The sequence below is a fragment of the Kitasatospora sp. NPDC059722 genome, from assembly GCF_042733235.1.
In the GTDB taxonomy this organism is placed as follows: Bacteria; Actinomycetota; Actinomycetes; order Streptomycetales; family Streptomycetaceae; genus Kitasatospora.
Map to the genome: position 1 here is coordinate 138,054 of NZ_JBHWGD010000007.1, position 17,471 is coordinate 155,524.

Annotated in this window: 17 protein-coding genes; 6 read left to right on the forward strand and 11 right to left on the reverse strand. The window is 73.6% G+C overall.

Annotated features, from left to right (window positions below; translation table 11 throughout):
- Positions 1-146: 146 nt before the first annotated feature.
- Both ACFV4F_RS06695 and ACFV4F_RS06700 read right to left on the reverse strand, forming a co-directional pair.
- Positions 147-1,847 carry a DUF885 domain-containing protein gene (locus ACFV4F_RS06695; protein WP_380500669.1) on the reverse strand — a complete coding sequence of 567 codons (1,701 nt, stop codon included), beginning with the start codon at positions 1,845-1,847 and terminating at the stop codon, positions 147-149.
- A gap of 128 nt (positions 1,848-1,975) precedes the next feature.
- Complete coding sequence (locus ACFV4F_RS06700; RefSeq protein ID WP_380437083.1) at positions 1,976-2,434, reverse strand: DUF5709 domain-containing protein; 459 nt, start codon at positions 2,432-2,434, stop codon at positions 1,976-1,978.
- Positions 2,435-2,623: 189 nt separating this feature from the next.
- Here ACFV4F_RS06700 and ACFV4F_RS06705 point away from each other — a divergent pair, with 189 nt between their 5' ends.
- The 5 genes from ACFV4F_RS06705 (at position 2,624) to ACFV4F_RS06725 (ending at position 6,583) form a co-directional block, all read left to right on the forward strand.
- Positions 2,624-2,920: a hypothetical protein gene (locus ACFV4F_RS06705; protein ID WP_380437085.1), complete on the forward strand. Its 297-nt coding sequence runs from the start codon at positions 2,624-2,626 to the stop codon at positions 2,918-2,920.
- A gap of 79 nt (positions 2,921-2,999) precedes the next feature.
- The gene (locus ACFV4F_RS06710; protein WP_380500670.1) at positions 3,000-3,554 is read left to right on the forward strand and encodes a TetR/AcrR family transcriptional regulator; all 555 of its coding nucleotides are present in this window, start codon (positions 3,000-3,002) and stop codon (positions 3,552-3,554) included.
- A gap of 243 nt (positions 3,555-3,797) precedes the next feature.
- Positions 3,798-4,835 (forward strand): agmatine/peptidylarginine deiminase, encoded by a 1,038-nt coding sequence (locus tag ACFV4F_RS06715; RefSeq protein WP_380500671.1) that lies wholly within the window; start codon positions 3,798-3,800, stop codon positions 4,833-4,835.
- Between the two features lie 63 nt (positions 4,836-4,898).
- Positions 4,899-6,101 carry an agmatine/peptidylarginine deiminase gene (locus tag ACFV4F_RS06720; RefSeq protein ID WP_380492277.1) on the forward strand — a complete coding sequence of 401 codons (1,203 nt, stop codon included), beginning with the start codon at positions 4,899-4,901 and terminating at the stop codon, positions 6,099-6,101.
- Positions 6,102-6,109: 8 nt separating this feature from the next.
- A complete protein-coding gene (locus ACFV4F_RS06725; protein WP_380500672.1) occupies positions 6,110-6,583 on the forward strand; it encodes a hypothetical protein in 474 nt (157 codons plus the stop codon).
- A gap of 33 nt (positions 6,584-6,616) precedes the next feature.
- On the opposite strand, the gene ACFV4F_RS06730 is transcribed toward ACFV4F_RS06725, so the two are convergent.
- From ACFV4F_RS06730 to ACFV4F_RS06770, 9 genes are all read right to left on the reverse strand, one after another.
- A complete protein-coding gene (locus tag ACFV4F_RS06730) occupies positions 6,617-7,507 on the reverse strand; it encodes a DUF4436 family protein (RefSeq protein WP_380500673.1) in 891 nt (296 codons plus the stop codon).
- Positions 7,504-8,703: an agmatine deiminase family protein gene (locus ACFV4F_RS06735; RefSeq protein WP_380500674.1), complete on the reverse strand. Its 1,200-nt coding sequence runs from the start codon at positions 8,701-8,703 to the stop codon at positions 7,504-7,506. The genes ACFV4F_RS06730 and ACFV4F_RS06735 overlap by 4 nt, the downstream gene beginning before the upstream one ends.
- Before the next feature lie 262 nt (positions 8,704-8,965).
- The gene (locus ACFV4F_RS06740) at positions 8,966-9,763 is read right to left on the reverse strand and encodes an ABC transporter ATP-binding protein (protein ID WP_380500675.1); all 798 of its coding nucleotides are present in this window, start codon (positions 9,761-9,763) and stop codon (positions 8,966-8,968) included.
- Positions 9,756-10,712 carry an ABC transporter ATP-binding protein gene (locus tag ACFV4F_RS06745; RefSeq protein ID WP_380492265.1) on the reverse strand — a complete coding sequence of 319 codons (957 nt, stop codon included), beginning with the start codon at positions 10,710-10,712 and terminating at the stop codon, positions 9,756-9,758. Before ACFV4F_RS06745 ends, ACFV4F_RS06740 begins: the two co-directional genes overlap by 8 nt.
- Entirely contained in the window at positions 10,709-11,581 is an 873-nt protein-coding gene (locus ACFV4F_RS06750; RefSeq protein ID WP_380437101.1) for an ABC transporter permease, read from the reverse strand. The genes ACFV4F_RS06745 and ACFV4F_RS06750 overlap by 4 nt, the downstream gene beginning before the upstream one ends.
- Positions 11,578-12,591 carry an ABC transporter permease gene (locus tag ACFV4F_RS06755; RefSeq protein WP_380500676.1) on the reverse strand — a complete coding sequence of 338 codons (1,014 nt, stop codon included), beginning with the start codon at positions 12,589-12,591 and terminating at the stop codon, positions 11,578-11,580. The genes ACFV4F_RS06750 and ACFV4F_RS06755 overlap by 4 nt, the downstream gene beginning before the upstream one ends.
- Positions 12,588-14,246, reverse strand: coding sequence for an ABC transporter substrate-binding protein (locus tag ACFV4F_RS06760; protein ID WP_380500677.1), 1,659 nt, complete (start codon positions 14,244-14,246; stop codon positions 12,588-12,590). Before ACFV4F_RS06760 ends, ACFV4F_RS06755 begins: the two co-directional genes overlap by 4 nt.
- A gap of 103 nt (positions 14,247-14,349) precedes the next feature.
- Positions 14,350-15,354 carry an agmatine/peptidylarginine deiminase gene (locus ACFV4F_RS06765; RefSeq protein WP_380500678.1) on the reverse strand — a complete coding sequence of 335 codons (1,005 nt, stop codon included), beginning with the start codon at positions 15,352-15,354 and terminating at the stop codon, positions 14,350-14,352.
- Between the two features lie 143 nt (positions 15,355-15,497).
- Positions 15,498-16,694, reverse strand: a complete 1,197-nt coding sequence (locus ACFV4F_RS06770; protein ID WP_380500679.1) for an agmatine deiminase family protein — start codon at positions 16,692-16,694, stop codon at positions 15,498-15,500.
- A 160-nt stretch (positions 16,695-16,854) separates the two neighbouring features.
- Here ACFV4F_RS06770 and ACFV4F_RS06775 point away from each other — a divergent pair, with 160 nt between their 5' ends.
- Positions 16,855-17,445, forward strand: coding sequence for a TetR/AcrR family transcriptional regulator (locus tag ACFV4F_RS06775; RefSeq protein WP_380437111.1), 591 nt, complete (start codon positions 16,855-16,857; stop codon positions 17,443-17,445).
- The last annotated feature ends 26 nt before the right edge of the window (positions 17,446-17,471 follow it).

Consider the following 17,471-nt stretch of genomic DNA (forward strand, 5'->3'; position numbering starts at 1 on the left):
CAGAGAGCCCCCCCCGCCGCCGCCCCCCCCGCCCCCCCCCCCCCCCCCGCGCCCCCCGCGCCCGCCCCCCCCGCCGCCGCCCCCGCCGCCCCCCCCCCCCCCCCCCCCCACTCCTCGCTCGCCTACGAGGTCGCCTGCGAAGTCGCCTACAGGGCGGCCAGGTTGGCGGTCAGGTCGTCCAGGCCCAGGGAGCCCTGGGAGAGGGCGTGCATGTGCCAGGTGCGGAGGTCGAAGGCGGGGCCCAGGCGGTGGCGGGCGGCCTCGCGGCCTTCCAGCCAGGCGCGTTCGCCGAGTTTGTAGCCGATGGCCTGGCCGGGCCAGCCGAGGTAGCGGTCGATCTCGCTGGTGCGGCGCGGGGCCTCGCTGCCGTGATGGGCGGCCATGAACGCGTCGGCCAGTTCCGGGGTCCAGCGTTCCCCCGGGCTGAAGCCCGAGTCGGTGGGGATCGCCAGCCGGAGGTGCATGCCGATGTCGACGATCACCCGGATGATGCGGAGCATCTGCTTGTCGAGGTAGCCGAGGCGGCGCGCGGGGTCGGTGAGGAAGCCGAGTTCGTCCATCAGCCGCTCCGCGTAGAGCGCCCAGCCCTCCTTGTTGGCGCTGACGGCGCCGAGGGTGATCTGGTAGGTGCTCAGGCGGTCGGCGGAGGCGGTCCAGCGGGCCGTCTGGAGGTGGTGGCCGGGGACGCCCTCGTGGTACCAGGTGCTGACGATCTCCCAGGTGGGGAAGGTCCGTTGGCCGAGGGTGGGCAGGTAGGTGCGGCCGGGGCGGGTGAAGTCGAGGCTCGGGCCCGTGTAGTAGGGCGCGCCGGAGCTGCCCGGGGGCGCGATCCTGGCCTCGACGCGCCGCATCGGTCCCGGGATGTCGAAGTGGGTGCCGTCGAGCGCGTCGATCGCCTCGTCGATGATCTGCTGGAGCCAGGCGCGGATGTTCTCCTCGCCCTCGATCGCGTGGCCGTGTTCGTTGAGGTGGTCCATGGTGGCGCGGACGCCGGCGCCGGGGAGGACGCGCTCGGATTCGGCCCGCATCTCGGCGGCCGTCCGGTGGAACTCCTCCCACGCCCACGCGTACGCCTCGGCCGGGTCGAGGTCGGCGCCGTTGGCCCAGCGGGCGGAACGCTGGTAGCGCTCGGGGCCGACGGCGTCCGGGGTGCCGTCGGCGGCGGGCAGGTAGGTGGTGCGGAGCCAGTCGCGGAAGACGTCGACGGCGGCGGTCGCCCGCTCGGCGGCGGTGTCGAGTTCGGCCCGCAGCCCGGCGGGGCCGTCCGCGACGAAGCCGGCGAACCAGCCCGCCCCGCCGTCGAACCGGCCGGTCCAGGCGTCGAGCTGGCCGATGACGGCGCGCGCCTGGCGGGGCGCGCACAGCAGGCCGCGGGTGATGCCCTCGGTGAGGGTGGCGCGGTAACCGTCCAGCGTGCCGGGCAGGTTGCGCAGGCGGCCGGCGACGGCGGCCCAGTGCTCGTCGGTGTCGGTGGGCATCAGGGTGAAGACGCCCCGCACGCGGTGGAGGGGGGAGTTGACGTTGCGCAGTTGGAGGAAGCCGTCGCCGGCGTCGTGCACGGCGAGTTCGGCGGTCAGGCGCTCGCGCAGGAGGCGGGCGCAGTCCCGGTCGGCGGGCTCCTGCGCGTCCGTCCCCTTCTCCGTGGCCTCCTTCTCGGCGGCGTCGAGCGCGGCGAGCGTCCGCCGCGAGAGTTCGGCGAGCGCTTCGTGGCCCTCCGGGGAGAGGTCCGGCAGGCGGTCGTCCTCGGGGCGGAGGCCCAATCGGGTGGCGGTGGACGGGTCGAGGGCCGCGACCTGCGCGACGTGGTCGTCGGCGATCCGGCGAGGGGAGTGCGACGTCTCGGGCATCGCCCCATGCTCGCGCACGGGCCCCGCGCTGTCATCGGCGCACTCGGTCGAAGACGGCGGAGGAGGGCGAAACGCGGCGGAAGACGGCGAAACGCTGCGGAAGACGGCCGACGCCGCCCCCGGCCGTCTCAGTCGATGAGCGCCTCGGGGTCGTCGGTGGTGTGCATGGCCGCCTCCTCGGCGCTCGCGGCGCCGCCGGAGATGCCCACGTCCTCGGCGATCATGTCGCTGCGCGAGCCGGAGGAGGCGATCAGCCGGCCGGAGCGGACCTCGCCCGCCTCGGTGTCGATCGGCTCGCCGTCCATGCCGTAGGCGTCGCCGATGCCGTCCCAGTCGGGCGCGGCGACGTCCGGCAGCTCCTCCGCCAGGCGCTGCGCCAGGCTCTCGCGGGTGTGCTGCTCCGCCGCCGTGACGCCGTGGCGTTCCACGGCGAGCGGGCGCTCGGGGGGCGCGTAGCCTTCGTCGAGCGCCGATTCGAGGCCGCGGTCGATCAGGGTGTCCTCCGGCTCCAGGGGGCCGACGTCGTCCTGCACCTCCGAGCCGTCGGGCTGGTACACCTGGTCGCCCATCAACGCTTCGTCCGACATCAGGTCCTCCTTCACGGACCACCGACCACCGCGCCGAGCCGTCACCGCCCGTCCGTCGTCACTCCCCCCAGAGTCCCACGCGGCGGCCGGACCCGCAGGGAACGGCGGCCGAGGCGGTGGCAGGCTGGAACCAGGACACCCCAGGACACCCAAGGAACACGTCCCCGAGCCGCACCCGGAGCCGCCCGCATGACCGGCCGCCGCGACGACCTGCACGCCCGGCTCCTGCTCGCCTCCGCCCGTTGGGCCGACCGGGCCGAGCGCTGCGCCGCCTGGACGCGCCGGGGTGTGGAGCGGTGCCGCGCGTGGGCCAGGGAAGGCGCGCAGCGGCCGGGCGAGATGGCGCCGCCGTCGTGGTTCGCCATCGCGCTCCCCTTCGGAACCGGGTGGTACCGCGTCGTCGGGGGCCTGGCCCGGACGTGGTGCCGGGTCGCGCGCCGCTGCTGCTGGATACTGGACCGGGCGCTCGGCAGACGGTCCGACTGACGCGCTTTTCAGGGGGTGGGTCCCACGCGGCCGCGCCCGGGTAAGGTGGTGGGTCGTGGCCAGTCGTAAAACGTCGATCATGGAAGCAGCCGCGCGGGTGATCGCGCGGCGCGGGGTGCGCGGACTGCGCGTGGAGGAGCTCGCCGCGGAGGCGGGGGTGTCCACGGCGCTGATCTACTACCACTTCAAGGACCGCACCGGGATCCTGCGCCAGACCCTGGAGTTCATCAACGACCGGGCCGAGCGCTACACGACCGAACGGGCCGCGGACGCGCCGCCGCTGACGCCGCGCGAGGAACTGGAGCAGACGCTGCTGCTGGAGCTCCAGGACTCCGTCGAGGTGCGCGAGAACAGCACCGCGTGGGGCGAGCTGCGGGCGAGCGCGGTGTTCGACGAGACGCTCCGCGAGGACCTGGCGCGGGCCACCCGGATCTGGGTGCAGGAGATCGCCGAACTGCTGGGCGCCGTGCGGCCGATGTCGTCGGCGGTGGCGCTGGCCGGCGCCGCCGAGCGGCTGACCGCGCTGCTGGAGGGCCTGAGCGTGCGCTGGCTCAGCGGGAGCCTCCCGCTGGCGCACGCCCGCACGCTCATGGTCGACGCGATCGACGCCGAGGTGGCCCGGCTCGGTTCCTGAGGTCCTGACCGCGCCGAGGGCCCGGCGACGGGCCCGCTGTCGCACTGCGTGCACCACCGTGTCCCTTTGCGTCAGGATTTGCCCAAAGATTTTGACTGATTTTTCAGTCAGTGCGAGCCTGAACCCGCAGGCAGGGGTGCTGCCGCCGGCCGCTCCGCGGTGCGCCGGTGCGTTGCGGCGCGAAGAGTGGACCCGGCGGCCCCCGCCCCTCCCTCGGCACCGTCGCGCGATCTGGAGACCCTCATGAGCCACTACCGTGATGACCGTTCCACCGGGAACTTCCCCTGGGTGCCCGCGGACGACGTGCCGCACGCGCGGACCTGGATGTCCTGGCCGTCCCGGCGGGGCGTGTGGGGCCTGCGCCTGGGCGGGGTGCAGGACGACATCGCGCTGATCGCCCGCACGATCGCCGAGTTCGAGCCCGTGGTCATGTGCGCCCCCGACGACTACACGGCCGGCAAGGCCCGCGCGAAGTGCGGCCCCGCCGTCGAGGTGACCACCGCCATCCCCACCGACGACCTGTGGATGCGCGACATCGCCCCGGTGTTCCGCCGGGACGGCCACGGCGGCCTGGACGCCGTCGTGCTCAACTTCAACGGCTGGGGCAACAAGCAGATCCACGACGACGACGCCCTCGCCGCCGAACGCATCGCCGTGCGCCGCGGCCTGCGCCACACCTACGCGGACTTCGTCGGCGAGGGCGGCGCCGTGGAGACGGACGGCGACGGCACGGTGATGGCGACCGAGAGCAGCCTGGTCAACAAGAACCGCAACCGCGGCATGAGCCGGGACGAGATCGAGGACGCCGTCCTGGACGCCTACGGCGCGGACACGATGATCTGGCTGCCGGGGATCAAGGGCAAGGACATCACCGACGACCACGTCGACGTCACCTCGCGCTTCGTGCGCCCCGGCGTCGTCATGGTGCAGCTGCCGCCCGCGGACCGCAACGACGCCTGGGCCAAGGACGCGCGCGAGCAGTTCGCGATCCTCTCCTCGGCCACCGACGCCCGGGGCCGCCGCCTCCAGGTGATCCCCGTGCACGGACCGGACACCGTCCGCTCGCGGAGCTCGAACTTCGTCGACTCCTACCTCAACTTCCACGTCGTCAACGGCGGCGTCATCACCGCCCAGTTCGGGGACGCCTACAAGGACGCCGCCGCGCGCGAGGCGCTGGCCGCGGCGTTCCCCGGCCGCGAGGTGGTGCAGATCGACGTCGACCGCCTGATGACCGGCGGCGGCGGCATCCACTGCTCGACCATGCACGAGCCCCTGCCGTAGCCCTCCGCCCCAGCCCCGCTCGACCGCCCGTACGGAAGAACCGACCCCAGCCGGAGATCACGCATGCCCACCGACCTGTCCCGCCGCATCCTCCTGCGCTCCCTCGCCGGTGCGGGCGTCCTCGCCCTCGGCCTGACCGCCTGTTCGGACCTCGACGACCCCGACGGCACCGGTGGCTCCGGTGGCTCCGGTGGCACCGGCGGCGGCGCCAACCCCGGGGACGGCTCCTCCCCCACGCAGCAGCCGGGCGGCGGCACCGGCGCCCGCCGCTTCGGCGCCGAATGGGACAAGCACGTCCGCACGGTGATGTCCTGGCCCGCGTCCGAGAACGTGTGGGGCGACCAGCTCCCGGACGTCCGCCGGGACGTCGCCGGTCTCGCCCAGGCGATCGCGGCCCGCGAGCCGGTCGTCCTGATGGCCCGCCCCGAGCAGAAGGACGCCGCGCAGAAGGCCTGCGGCCCGGCCGTCGAGGTCGTGCCGATCCCCGTCGACGACCTGTGGGCCCGCGACACCCTGCCGGTGTTCGTCGAGGAGGGCGGCAAGGTCAAGGGCGTCGACTTCAACTTCAACGGCTGGGGCGGCAAGCAGCAGCGCGGCAACGACTCCAAGGTCGCCCGCACCGTCCTCGCCAAGTACGGCGTCGAGCGGATCGAGACCCGCCTGGTGGCCGAGGGCGGCTCGTTCGAGACCGACGGGCAGGGCACGCTGCTCGTCACCGAGAGCTCGGTCGTCAACGACAACCGCAACCCGGGCATGAGCCGCGACCAGGTCGAGGCGGAGCTCAAGAAGGTCCTCGGCGTGACGAAGGTGATCTGGCTGGCCGGCGTCAAGGGCAAGGACATCACCGACGCCCACGTCGACTGCCTGGCCCGCTTCGTCGCCCCGGGCGTGGTCCTGCTCGACCAGGCCTTCCCCGGCAGCCCGCCGGACGTGTGGTCCCGCTCGGCCGACCAGGCGCGCACGGTCCTCGCCCAGGCGACCGACGCGACCGGGAAGAAGCTCACCGTCGTGGAGCTCCAGCAGCCCGACCCGGACAAGATCACCGGGCGCGGCGACGCCTTCGTCTCCTCGTACATGAACTTCTACGTCGGCTCGAAGGGCGTCTACCTGCCCAGGTTCGGCGACGGCCGGGCCGACGACCGCGCCCAGCAGATCATGAAGCAGTACTTCCCCGGCCGCGAGATCGTCCCCGTGAAGATCGACGCGATCGCCGCGGGCGGCGGCGGCATCCACTGCGCCACGCACGACATCCCCGCCGTCGGCTGACCCGACCGGTGTCCTTCCCCACCGATCGGCGTCCGCGGGCCGGCGCCGCGCACACGTCCTCGCACACGTACGCGCACACGTCCGCGCACACGTCCGCGCGCGCGGACGTCGTCCCCGCCGTCCGGCAGGCCCTGGCCGGCGTTCCGGCGGGATCGCAGACCGTCCGGCTGCCCGAGCGGCTGCCGCCGGTCGCCGTCGCCCCGGGCCCGCTGGACGACCTGCTGACGGCACTGGTGCGGGCGGCTCTCGGCCGCACGCCGCCGGGGGTGCGCGTGCTGGTGCGGGCGGACGCCGTCCCCGGCCGGGGCGGCTCGGACGCGGTCCGCGTGACGGTGGCGGACCGGGGGCCGACGGTGGCCGGCGAGGCGAAGCACCGGCTGGTCTCGCGGCTGCCGCCGGCCGACGGCGGCCGGCTCACCTGCGAGGACAACCCCGCCGGCGGCCTGGTCCTCGTCCTCACCCTGCCGGCGGCCCGCCGGTGACGCCGTCGGCGTGCACAGCGCCCGGGCCCGCCCTCACGTCCCGGGGGCGGGCTCGGTGCTCCCGGCCTCCGCGCGCTTGCGGTGCTCGACCCGGGTGCCCGCGACGACGGTGACGGTCAGGCTCGCCGCGATGATCCCCTCGGCCCAGAAGAAGGCGACGTAGTCGATGAGCGAGCCGATCGGCGGAGAGCCGGGGGCGGCGTTGCGCATGCCGATCAGGGCGAAGAGCGTCGCCGCCATCCAGCCGAGCGACGGCCAGACCAGGCCCTGCCCGCCGCGGTAGAGCACCTCGGCCCCGGCCATGACGGCCAGGGCGAGGGCCCACATCGCGGCGATCATGAACCAGGCGAGGATGAAGGTGCTGCGCGCCCGGCTGACCCGGCCCGCCAGCTCGGCCGCCCCGGCACCGAACGGGGTGCTGGTGGGGCGGACGAAGAAGAACGGGTCGGCGTCCACGAACACGACGCCGACGGGCACGGCGCCGGTGCCGTCCGAGGCCGAGAAGGCCAGCGAGAAGTGGTACCGGTCGAACGGGTAGTCGCTCTCCGTGCCGTCGTACAGGTTGGCCTGCACGGGCTGGGGCGGCGCCTCCTCGCCGGGGGTGGCCCGCAGGTCGGTCCTGGTGGTGGAGCGGACGGTGATGTCGATCTGGCGGCTGAAGACGGACGACTCCGGTCCCTGCGCGAGGCCGCCGTGCGGGACGGGCGAGACGTAGAGAGTGAGTTGGCCGGTGCCCGGGTCGATGTCCTGGGAGGTGACGTCGAGTTCGACCCAGTCGCCAGCGGTGGGCAGGGCGAGTTCGTGGGTCTGCTGACGGGTGTTGCGCTCGTTGAGGTAGAGGGCGATGCCGGCCGAGCACAGGACGGCGAGGATCAGCAGGACGACGGCGAAGCGGTTGCCGCGCAGCCGGGCCGGGAGCCTCACGACGGGGAGGCGCCGGTGGTGGCGGGCTGCTGCTGGGTGGCGCAGTGGATGCCCCCGCCGCCGCCCGCGATGTGGTTGATGGAGATCTGGGTGACCTTGCGCCCCGGGTGGAGCTCGCCGATGATCCGGGCCGCGTTGTCGTCGGCGCTCTGGTCGCCGAAGCGCGGCACGATCACGCCGCCGTTGCACACGTAGTAGTTGATGTAGGTGGCGAGGAAGTTCTTGCCCGCGCCCTGGATCAGGTCGAAGTTGGGCTCGGGGAGTTCGACCACCTTCAGGCTCCGTCCCTTGGCGTCGGTCGAGGACTTGAGCACCTGAAGGGCCTGGTCGGAGGCCGTGCTCCAGATGTCCGGCGGGGTGTCGGCGGCCGGGCGGTGCAGGACGACGGTGCCGGGCTCGGCGAAGCGGGCGAGGGCGTCGACGTGGCAGTCGGTGATGTCCTGGCCCGCGACGCCCTTGAACCACAGCACCTTCTGCACGCCGAGCAGGTCCTTGAAGCTCGCCTCGATCTGGTCGCGGCTCTTGCCGGGGTTGCGGTTGTCGTTGACCCACGAGCTCTCGGTGGCCATCAGGGTGCCCTCGCCGTCCACCTCGATGGCGCCGCCCTCCCCCGTGATCGGGGCCTGGACGCGGGTGATGCCGTAGTGGGCGAGGAGGTTGCGGGCGACCTGGCCGTCGTTGGCGTGCGTCTGCTTGTTCCCCCAGCCGTTGAAGTCGAAGTCGACCCCGGCCAGGCCCTGCGGGCCGGTGACGAAGGTCGGGCCGGTGTCCCGCGCCCACAGGTCGTCGACCATCAGCTCGATCACCTCGACCGAGGAGCCGCACGCCTGCCGGGCCTGGTCGGCCTGGTCGGGGCGGGCCATCAGCACCACCGGTTCGAAGCCCGCGATGGCCCGGGCCAGCCCGGCGATGTCCTGGCGGACGCCCGGGAGCTGGTCGCCCCACACCTCCTCCAGGGCCGGCCAGGCCATGAACGTGCGGGTGTGCGGGCCCGACTCGGCGGGCATCGCCCAGCCGCCCGACGCCGCCGGACCGCTCGCCGCACCGGAGGCCGGGGCGCCCGACGGGCCGCCGGACGGCGCCGGGCCGGACGGTTCGTCCCCGCCGCCGGAGGAGCAGGCGTCGGTGAGGGCCAGTGCGGCGAGCGCCGCCCCCGAGCGCAGGAGCGAGCGACGGGACGGCCGGGGGTGAGCCATGGGGCCTCGTTCGGGTAGGTGCCTGGGGTACCTGGCGTACGGACCAGCACGCTACTGAAGGAACGGTCAGGATCCGGTCCGACAGGCATCCGCCATCCGGGCGAAACGGCCGGTGGCCGCCCCGGCCCGGCGGGATCCGGAGCGGCCACGCTTTCGGCGGGCCCGGCGCCCGGCCCCACAGCCACCGGCGCCCGGCCCCACAGCCACCGGCGCCCGGCCCCACAGCGACCGGCGCCCGGCCCCACAGCGACCGGCGCCCGGCCTACAGCGCCCGGCGGGCGGCGGCGATCCCGTCCGGGTCCCAGCCGGGCCGCGGCACGGACTCCAGCAGGAGCCGGGTGTACGGGTGCCGCGGCCCGTCGAGCACCTCGGTGGTGCGGCCGGCCTCGACGATCCGTCCGTGCCGCATGACGACGACGTCGTCGGTGACGCACCGCACCACGCCGAGGTCGTGGGTGATGAACAGGTAGCCGATGCCGGTCCGTTCGCGGATGTCGGCGAGCAGGTTGAGCACCTGGGCCTGCACCGAGACGTCCAGCGCGGCGACCGCCTCGTCCAGCACCATGACGGCCGGCTCGACCGCCAGCGCCCGTGCGATGGCCACGCGTTGGCGCTGGCCGCCGGAGAGCTGACGCGGCAGCGCGTCCGCCGCCCTCGTGCCGAGGCCGACCTGGTCGAGCAGTTCCCTGATCCGGGCCGCATGGTCCGTGCCCGGGAAGTGCAGCCGCAGGGTCTCCCGGAGGACGGCCTCGACGCTGGTGCGGGGATCCAGGGAGAGGTACGGGTCCTGGAAGACCATCTGGACCTCGCGGGCGCGCGCCAGCCGTTCGGCCCTGCCCCGCACGCGGCCGGTCCGGGCCCGGCCGTTCACCAGCACCTCGCCCCCGTCGGCCCGGTCGAGGCCGACGACGATGCGGGCGGTGGTGGTCTTGCCGGAGCCGGACTCGCCGACGATGCCCAGCGATCCGCCGGCCGGGAGGGTGAACGACACGTCGTCGACGGCCTTCACGCTGCCGAAGGCGCAGCACAGGCCGGTGACGTGCAGCACGGGCTCAGGCATCGGTGCGGCTCCTGTCGAGCGGGTGGTGGCAGGCCGCGGACTGCTCGCCGTGCGCCTCGGGCACCTGCTCCCGGCACACGTCGGTCGCGTACCGGCAGCGCGCGGCGAACGCGCAGCCCGTCAACTCCTGCCGCAGGTCCGGCGGTTGGCCGTCGATGGCGGCGAGGCGGCCCGGCGGGGTGTCCAGGCGCGGGGTGGAGGCGAGGAGCGCGGCCGTGTACGGGTGGCGCGGGTGGTCGAACAGGGCCCGGGCGGGCCCGGTCTCGGCGATCCGCCCGGCGTACATGACGTAGACCCGGTCGCTGATCGCGGCGGCCAGCCCGAGGTCGTGGGTGACGAACAGCAGACCGGTGCCGAAGCGTTCGCGCAGCCGGCCGAGCAGGGCGATGACCTCGGCCTGGCTGGTGACGTCGAGCGCGGTGGTGGGCTCGTCGGCGAGCAGCAGGATCGGGTCGCCCATGAGGGCGGCGGCGATCATGACGCGCTGGAGCATGCCGCCGGAGAGCTGGCCGGGGTGGCGGCGCAGCAGTTCGGGGCCGAGGCCGACGGCGTCGAGGAGCTCGGCGGCCCGGTGCCGCGCGTCCGCCCGGCCCATCGTGCCGGTGAGGGTGACGCTCTCGGTGAGGAAGTCGCCGATGCGCCGCAGCGGATTGATGGCCGTGCGGGGGTCCTGGAAGATCATCGCGGCCTTGCCGGTGCGCAGGGCGCGCAGCCGGGCGGCGTCCATGGTCAGGACGTCCTCGCCGTCGACGAGGACCTCGCCCTCGGCGGCGGCGCCGGGCGGCAGCAGGCCGAGGGCGGTGCGCGAGGTGAGCGTCTTGCCGGAGCCGGACTCGCCGACCAGGGCGACGGTCTCGCCGCGCCCGACGGTGAGGTCGACGCCGTCGAGCACGGGCCGTGCGGTGCCGGGCAGTCGCAGCCGCAGTCCGCGGATGTCGAGGGCGTTCACGGGGTCCTCCGGGCGACCCGGTCGGCCCAGCGCTCGCCGACGACGTTGAAGGCGACGACGGTGAGCACGATGAATGCGCAGGGCAGGACCGCGGAGAGCGGGTAGCCGTGCTGGATCGCGGTCTGGCCGTCGAAGACCATGCGGCCCCAGTCGGGGGTGAGGGCGGGGACGCCGAGTCCGAGGAAGGAGAGGCCGGCGAGGTCCATGAGGGCGTATCCGAAGTTGATGGTGGACTGGGCGAGGACGATCGGCGCGATGTTGGGCAGGACGTGCCGCAGGCAGATCTGCCACGCGGAGTGTCCCTGGACCGTGTACGCGGAGACGTACGGGCGTTCGCGCTCGGCCAGCACCAGTGAGCGGGTGAGGCGGGAGACGTACGGCAGGTAGGCGATCGCGAGGGCGATGACGGGGGCGAGCAGGCCCTCCCCGTAGACCGAGACGATCAGGATCGCGAGCAGCATCCCGGGGAAGGCGAAGACGAGTTCGGTGCTGCGGGACAGGACGGAGTCGAGCCAGCCGCCGCGCCAGCCGGCGACGATGCCGACCGCCACGCCGGCGACGGTGGAGAAGACCACGACGCCGAGCGGGCCGAGCAGCGAGGTGCGGGCGCCGAGCAGGAGCCGGGCGAGGGTGTCGCGGCCGGCGGCGTCGACCCCGAGCAGGTGGTCCGGGGCGGGTCCGGCGAGGGCGGCGGACAGGTCGACGGCGTTCGGGTCGTACGGGGCGAGCCACGGCGCGAGCAGCGCGGCGAGCACCACGAGGACGACGAAGCCGAGGCACACCGCGTACAGCGGCGCGCGGGCGGCCCTGACCCGGCCGAGGCCGGGGCGGCGGGTGAGGCCAGACCGTTGGGTGAGACCGGTACTCATGCGTCGGACCTCCTCGAACCGAGCGTGACCCGGGGGTCGACCAGCGGGTGGAGCAGGTCGACGACCAGGTTCACGGCCATGAACAGGGCGACGATGATCAGCGAGATGGCCTGGACGGTCGGGAAGTCCTTGGTGGTGGTGGACAGTTCGAGGAGCTGCCCGATGCCGCCGATGCTGAACGCGGACTCCACGAGGATCGTGCAGACCAGCAGGGTGGAGACGATCAGCCCGCCGGTGGTCAGCACGGTGCCGAGCGAGTTGCGGAACACGTGCCGGCGGACCACCTCGCGCTCGGGCACGCCGCGGCTGCGGGCCACGGTGACGTGCTCGCCCTCCAGGGCGTCCAGCATCGCCGAGCGCGTGACCCGGGCGAGCATGCCGATGAGGTACAGCGCGAGGGCGATCGCGGGCAGTGTGAGGTGCCAGAGCATGTCGCCGATGCCGTCCCCCGCGCCGCTGGTGGGGAACCAGCCCAGCTTCACCGCGAACAGGCCCTGCAGCAGGACCGCCGCGACGAAGGACGGCGTGCCGACGGCGAGCGTGGTGGACACCAGGATCGCGGAGTCCGTCGCGCCGCCGCGCACCGCACCGGCCCAGCCGAGCGCCACGCCGATGACGGCGACCACCAGCAGGGCCATCGCGACCAGCAGCAGCGTCGCGGGCAGCCGGTCGGCGAGCAGCTTCGACACGTCCGTGCGGTAGGTGATGGAGCGCCCGAAGTCGCCCTGGAGCACCTGGCCGAGCCAGCGGAAGTACCGCACCAGGAAGGGGTCGTCGAGGTGGTACTGCTCGTTGATCGCCTGGAGCGCGGCCGGCGAGGCGGACCGGCCCGACAGGAGGAAGCTGGCCGGGCTGCCCGGCGCCAGGTACATCGCGCCGAAGACCACGAAGGAGGCGCCGAGCAGGGTGAGGGCCATCTCCACCAGCCGCCGGGCGGCGAACCTGAGGAAGGCCGCCGCACCGGGGAGTCGTGCTGTGCCGGAGGAGCTCTCCGAGCGGGAAGGGCTCACTGGGCGGCCCCCACGTCGGCCGCCCACGGGTAGTACATGTACGAGATCGTGGTCGGGGCGCCGGTGATCCGCTTGTTGAGGAAGACGGCGGTCGGCCACTCGGCGACCGGGATCCACAGGAGCTGCTCGGAGGCCGTCTTCTGGAGCTGCGCCTCGATCGCGGCGCGCTTGGCCGGGTCGTACTCGGCCGTGGCGCGGTCGACCAGGTCGTCGTAGGCCTTGTCGCCGTAGCCGGCGAAGTTCTGGTACGCGCCGGTCTTGAAGTTGGTGAGCAGGTCGAGCGGGTCGGTGATCGAGTCGTAGTACGTCTCGGGGAACATGTCGATGCCCTCGCGGGCCTTCGGGTCGGTGAACAGCGCGGTGAAGGCGTTCGGGGCGATCGTCTTCAGCTGGATGTCCAGGCCGATCCGCGCGCCGGCGGCCTGGACGGCGGTGGCGAGCAGGGAGACGTCCTGGCCGATCGTGCTGGTGGCCATGACGAGCGTCTTGCCGTTCGCACCCGCCTCCTTGACCAGGGACTTGGCCTGCTCGATGTCCTGGGCGGTGGGCGTGAGACCGTCGAAGGCCGCCTTGCGGACGTCGTCCGGGGCCGTGGCCCACGCCGCCCTGGTGGTGAGCGAGCCGGTGACGCTGCCGGAGCCGCCGAGGCCGGTGCGGACGAAGCCGCCGCGGTCGAGCGCGAGGGACAGCGCCTTGCGCACGCGGACGTCGCCGAGGGCGCCCTGCATGCTCGTGACGTTGACGTTGACGGTGCTCAGGCCCTCGCCGAAGTACAGCGTGCCGGCGCCGCTCTTCTTCAGGCGGTCGTAGCTCTCGGTGGGGATCAGGTAGCCGCCGTCGACGTCGCCGCTGAGCATCGCGTTGGTGCGGGCGGAGGGGTCGGTGAGGAAGCTGAACACCACCTTCCCGGACTTCGCCTTCGTGCCCCAGTAGCCGTCGAAGCGCTGGAGCTCGATCGACTGCCCCTTGGCCCAGGTGCCCATCGTGAACGGGCCGGTGCAGTCCAGGCTGCCGGTGGTGCCGTAGTCCTTGCCCGCCGCCTCCACGCCCGCCTTGGCCGCGACGACGCCCGCCGCCGTCGCCATGTACTGGGGGAACTGGGAGTCCGGCTGCTTGAGCTTGACGGTGACCTGGAGCGGCCCGGTCTTCGTGACGGAGTCGACGTTCTGGAACACCTGCGCCCACGCCGACGCGTTGTCCGGGTTCGTCTGGCGGCCCAGGCTGTAGACGACGTCGTCGGCGGTCATCACCGTGCCGTCGTGGAAGTGCACGCCGGAGCGCAGGTCGTAGACCCACGTGGTGGGGTCGGGGTTGGACGCCTTCTCCGCCAGGCCGGGGGCCGGGGTGAGCTGGGGCGTCCAGCGCATCAGGCTCTCGCAGACGTTCGCGAGGATCGTGTTCTGCGGGTAGTCGAAGGCCTGGACGTAGTCCAGCGTGGGCGGCTCGGCGTAGGTCGCCCAGGTGAAGGACTGGATCTCGCCCTTGGCCGGCGGGGTGGAGGCGGACAGCTGGAAGCCCGCCTGGTCGGAGGTGCCGCCGCGGGGCGGGCCGGAGCACGCGGCGACGAGGGCCGCGGCCGAGAGCAGGGCGGTGCCGGCGAGGGCGAGCCGGCCGCGCGGGGTGGCGCCGGCTCGTCTCGCGGGTGTGGGGGTCATGAGGGTTCTACGTCCGTTCGGTCCGGGGAGAGGGATGCGGTCCGTGGGATCCGGGAAGGGTACGCGGTGTCCGGATGTACCGGTCAGGCGCGGGATGCACCGGTCAGGCGCGGGCGGCCGGCACCTGCTGCGTGATGCAGTGGATGCCGCCGCCGCCCCACGCGATCACCCGCGAGCGGACGCCGACGACCTTGCGGCCCGGGTGCGCCGCGGCGAGGACGGCGAGCGCGCCCTCGTCCTCGGGGTGGCCGGCGACCGGCACGACGACGGCGCCGTTGGCCAGGTAGTAGTTGAGGTAGCCGACCTCGACCTCCCGGCCGTCGACCTCGACGAACGCGGCCTGCGGGACGTCGACGATCTCGAAGGGCCGGCCCTGCGCGTCGGTCGAGTGCTCCAGCACGGCGCGGTTGGCGCGCATCCGGGCGTAATCGGGGTGCTCCGGGTCGGCCGGGAGCTGCACGACCACCCGGCCGGGGGCGGCGAACGCGCAGACGCCGTCCACGTGCCCGTCGGTCTCGGTGTCCAGCAGGCCGCCGTACGGCAGCCAGATCACCTTGGTGACGCCGAGGCGCGCCTTGAGCTCCGCCTCGATCGCCTCGCGGCTCATGCCGGGGTTGCGGTTGGGGTGCAGCAGGCACTGCTCGGTGGTGATGAGCGTGCCCTCGCCGTCGACGGTGATCGCGCCGCCTTCGAGGATCATCTCGGAGCGGACCGCGGGGACGCCGAGGTGCTCCAGCAGCAGGCCGCTGACCCGGTCGTCCGCGTCCCAGGGGTGGTGCTTGCGCCCCCAGGCGTTGAAGCGGAAGTCCACGCCGGCGCGGCGGCCCTCGGCGTCGAGGACGAAGATCGGGGCCGAGTCGCGGAACCACGAGTCGTCCATGGGCAGTTCGACGACGGTGACGCCCTCGCCGCACATCGCGCGCGCCTCGTCGCCGTGGCCGGGCGGGGCCGCCATCGTCACCGGCTCGAACTGCGCGATGGTGCGGGCGACTTCGGCGTACTCGCGCTTCACCTCGGCGAGCGTGTCGCCCCAGAAGTCGAGGCGCACGGGCCAGGCCATCAGGCAGCCCTCGTGGTCGGTCCACTCGGCGGGCATTCGGTACGTCACGGGGAACCTCGTTCCGGTCGGATGGCTGGGGGTGGTGGGAATGGCCGGGCATGTTCGGCATGGCCGGGCGTGTTCGGCATGGCCGGGTGGTGGGCCCTGGCGGCCCGCCCTCCGTGGGGTCGTGGGCGGGCCGCCAGGGGGTCTCAGGCCGCGGGCGGCCGGGTGGGCTGCGACTGGGTGGCGCAGTGGATCCCGCCGCCGCCGCTGGCGATGGCGTCGATGTTCAGCTGCACGACGTCGCGGCCGGGGAACGCGGCCTGGAGGATCGCGTAGGCGGTCGCGTCGGCGTAGGAGTCGCCGAACTGGGGCACGAACACGGCCCCGTTGGCGGTGTAGAAGTTGGTGTAGCTGGAGAGGAAGTCCTTCCCGGTGCCGCGGATCAGGCTGCGGTCAGGGCCGGGGAGTTCGGTGACGGTCAGCGCGCGGCCCTGGGCGTCGGTGGCGCTCTGCAGCACCTGCTTGGCCTGCTGGTAGACGTCGATCCAGATCCGGTCCGTACCCGGTCCCGGCTTGTCGAGGATCACCTGGCCGGGCGCGGTGAAGCGGGCCAGGCAGTCGACGTGGTCGTCGGTGATGTCCTGGCCGGCCAGGCCGGCGAGCCAGATCACCTTGTCCAGTCCGAGCGAGGACTTCAGGGCCTGCTCGACCTGGTCCTGGCTCATGCCGGGGTTGCGGTTGGGGTTGACCAGCGAACTGACGGTGGCCAGCAGGGTGCCCTGGCCGTCCGTCTCCAGCGCGCCGCCCTCGCCGACGAAGGGCGCGCGGACGCGGTCGACGCCGTACTCGGCGAGCAGGGCGGCGGCGACGGCGGCGTCCTCCGTCCAGCGCTGGTAGTAGGACGTGCCCGTCTTGCCCCATCCGTTGAAATTGGTGTCGACGCCGGCGACGGCCCCGGGCGCGACGACGAAGGTGGGGCCGAAGTCGCGGATCCAGAGGTCGTCGTTGGCGATCTCCAGGACGGTGATGGGGTAGTAGGCGCCGCCGCCGAGCCAGTACCGCGCGTCGGCGGCCTGACCGGGACGGGCGACGACCACGACCGGTTCGTAGCGGGAGATCGCGTAGGCGACGCGGGCGATGCTGTCGCGGACGGCCGAGAGCTGGTTCCCCCAGATCGACGACAGGGCCGGCCAGGCCATGAAGGTGCGGTCGTGCCGGTCGGTCTCCGCGGGCATCCGCAGCCTGGGGGTGACGGCGGCGGTGCTGTCGGGGGCGGTACCGGAATCGAAGTCCGCCCCGGCCGCGTGGGCCGCGGCCGGTAGGGCCGCGCCGAGCGCGACGAGGGGCAGGGCCGCCGCGCCGTACTGGAGCAGACGGCGTCTTGAGGGCGTGGGGATGGTCATGCAGCACTCCCTGGAAGAGGTGGGAGGTGTGGGGGTTGCCCCGCATCCTCTACCGCACTGAAAATTCAGTCAACCCTCTGAGCGCACTCGGACCAGGGAACCTGAACAAACGATCAGGATTTCCGGCACGCGGGCCCCGGGGCGGGTAGAGTCACCACTCATGTCGGACCGCCGGACTGGGATACTCGAAGCCGCCACCCGCGTCATCGCCCGGCGCGGCGTACGCGGGCTGCGCATGGGCGAGCTGGCCGCCGAGGCCGGCGTGTCCACCTCGCTGATCTACTACCACTTCACCGACCGGGCCGGTGTCCTCCAGCAGACGCTGGAGTTCATCAGCGACCGCGCCGACCGCTACACCGCGGGCGACGCCGGCGGCCCGGACGCACCGCCGCGCGCCGCGGACCCCCGCACCGATCTGGAGCAGGTCCTCCTCCTGGAGCTCCAGGACACCGTCGACGTGCGGGAGAACAGCATCGCCTGGGGCGAACTGCGGGCCACCGCGGTCTTCGAGCCGGACCTGCGCGAGGAGCTGGCACGCAGCACCCACAGCTGGGTGCACGACGTCGCCGATCTCCTCGCCCGCGCCGACCCGCTCGGCACCGCCCCGGCCCACGCGGCCGCCGCCGAGCGGCTCACCGCCCTCGTCGAGGGGCTCAGCGTGCGCTGGCTGAGCGGCTCACTGCCGCTCGACCAGGCCCGGCGCCTGCTGCGGGGGGCCGTCGAGGCGGAGCTGGAGCGTTCCCGGCCGTAGCGCGCGCCTTCGGCGGACCCGGATTC

Coding starts and splice junctions, on each gene's coding strand:
- ACFV4F_RS06695 (WP_380500669.1), bottom strand. CDS start 1,847: ATGCCCGAGACGTCGCACTCCCCTCGCCGGATCGCCGACGACCACGTC.
- ACFV4F_RS06700 (WP_380437083.1), bottom strand. CDS start 2,434: ATGTCGGACGAAGCGTTGATGGGCGACCAGGTGTACCAGCCCGACGGC.
- ACFV4F_RS06705 (WP_380437085.1), top strand. CDS start 2,624: ATGACCGGCCGCCGCGACGACCTGCACGCCCGGCTCCTGCTCGCCTCC.
- ACFV4F_RS06710 (WP_380500670.1), top strand. CDS start 3,000: ATGGAAGCAGCCGCGCGGGTGATCGCGCGGCGCGGGGTGCGCGGACTG.
- ACFV4F_RS06715 (WP_380500671.1), top strand. CDS start 3,798: ATGAGCCACTACCGTGATGACCGTTCCACCGGGAACTTCCCCTGGGTG.
- ACFV4F_RS06720 (WP_380492277.1), top strand. CDS start 4,899: ATGCCCACCGACCTGTCCCGCCGCATCCTCCTGCGCTCCCTCGCCGGT.
- ACFV4F_RS06735 (WP_380500674.1), bottom strand. CDS start 8,703: ATGGCTCACCCCCGGCCGTCCCGTCGCTCGCTCCTGCGCTCGGGGGCG.
- ACFV4F_RS06740 (WP_380500675.1), bottom strand. CDS start 9,763: ATGCCTGAGCCCGTGCTGCACGTCACCGGCCTGTGCTGCGCCTTCGGC.
- ACFV4F_RS06750 (WP_380437101.1), bottom strand. CDS start 11,581: ATGAGTACCGGTCTCACCCAACGGTCTGGCCTCACCCGCCGCCCCGGC.
- ACFV4F_RS06760 (WP_380500677.1), bottom strand. CDS start 14,246: ATGACCCCCACACCCGCGAGACGAGCCGGCGCCACCCCGCGCGGCCGG.
- ACFV4F_RS06770 (WP_380500679.1), bottom strand. CDS start 16,694: ATGACCATCCCCACGCCCTCAAGACGCCGTCTGCTCCAGTACGGCGCG.
- ACFV4F_RS06775 (WP_380437111.1), top strand. CDS start 16,855: ATGTCGGACCGCCGGACTGGGATACTCGAAGCCGCCACCCGCGTCATC.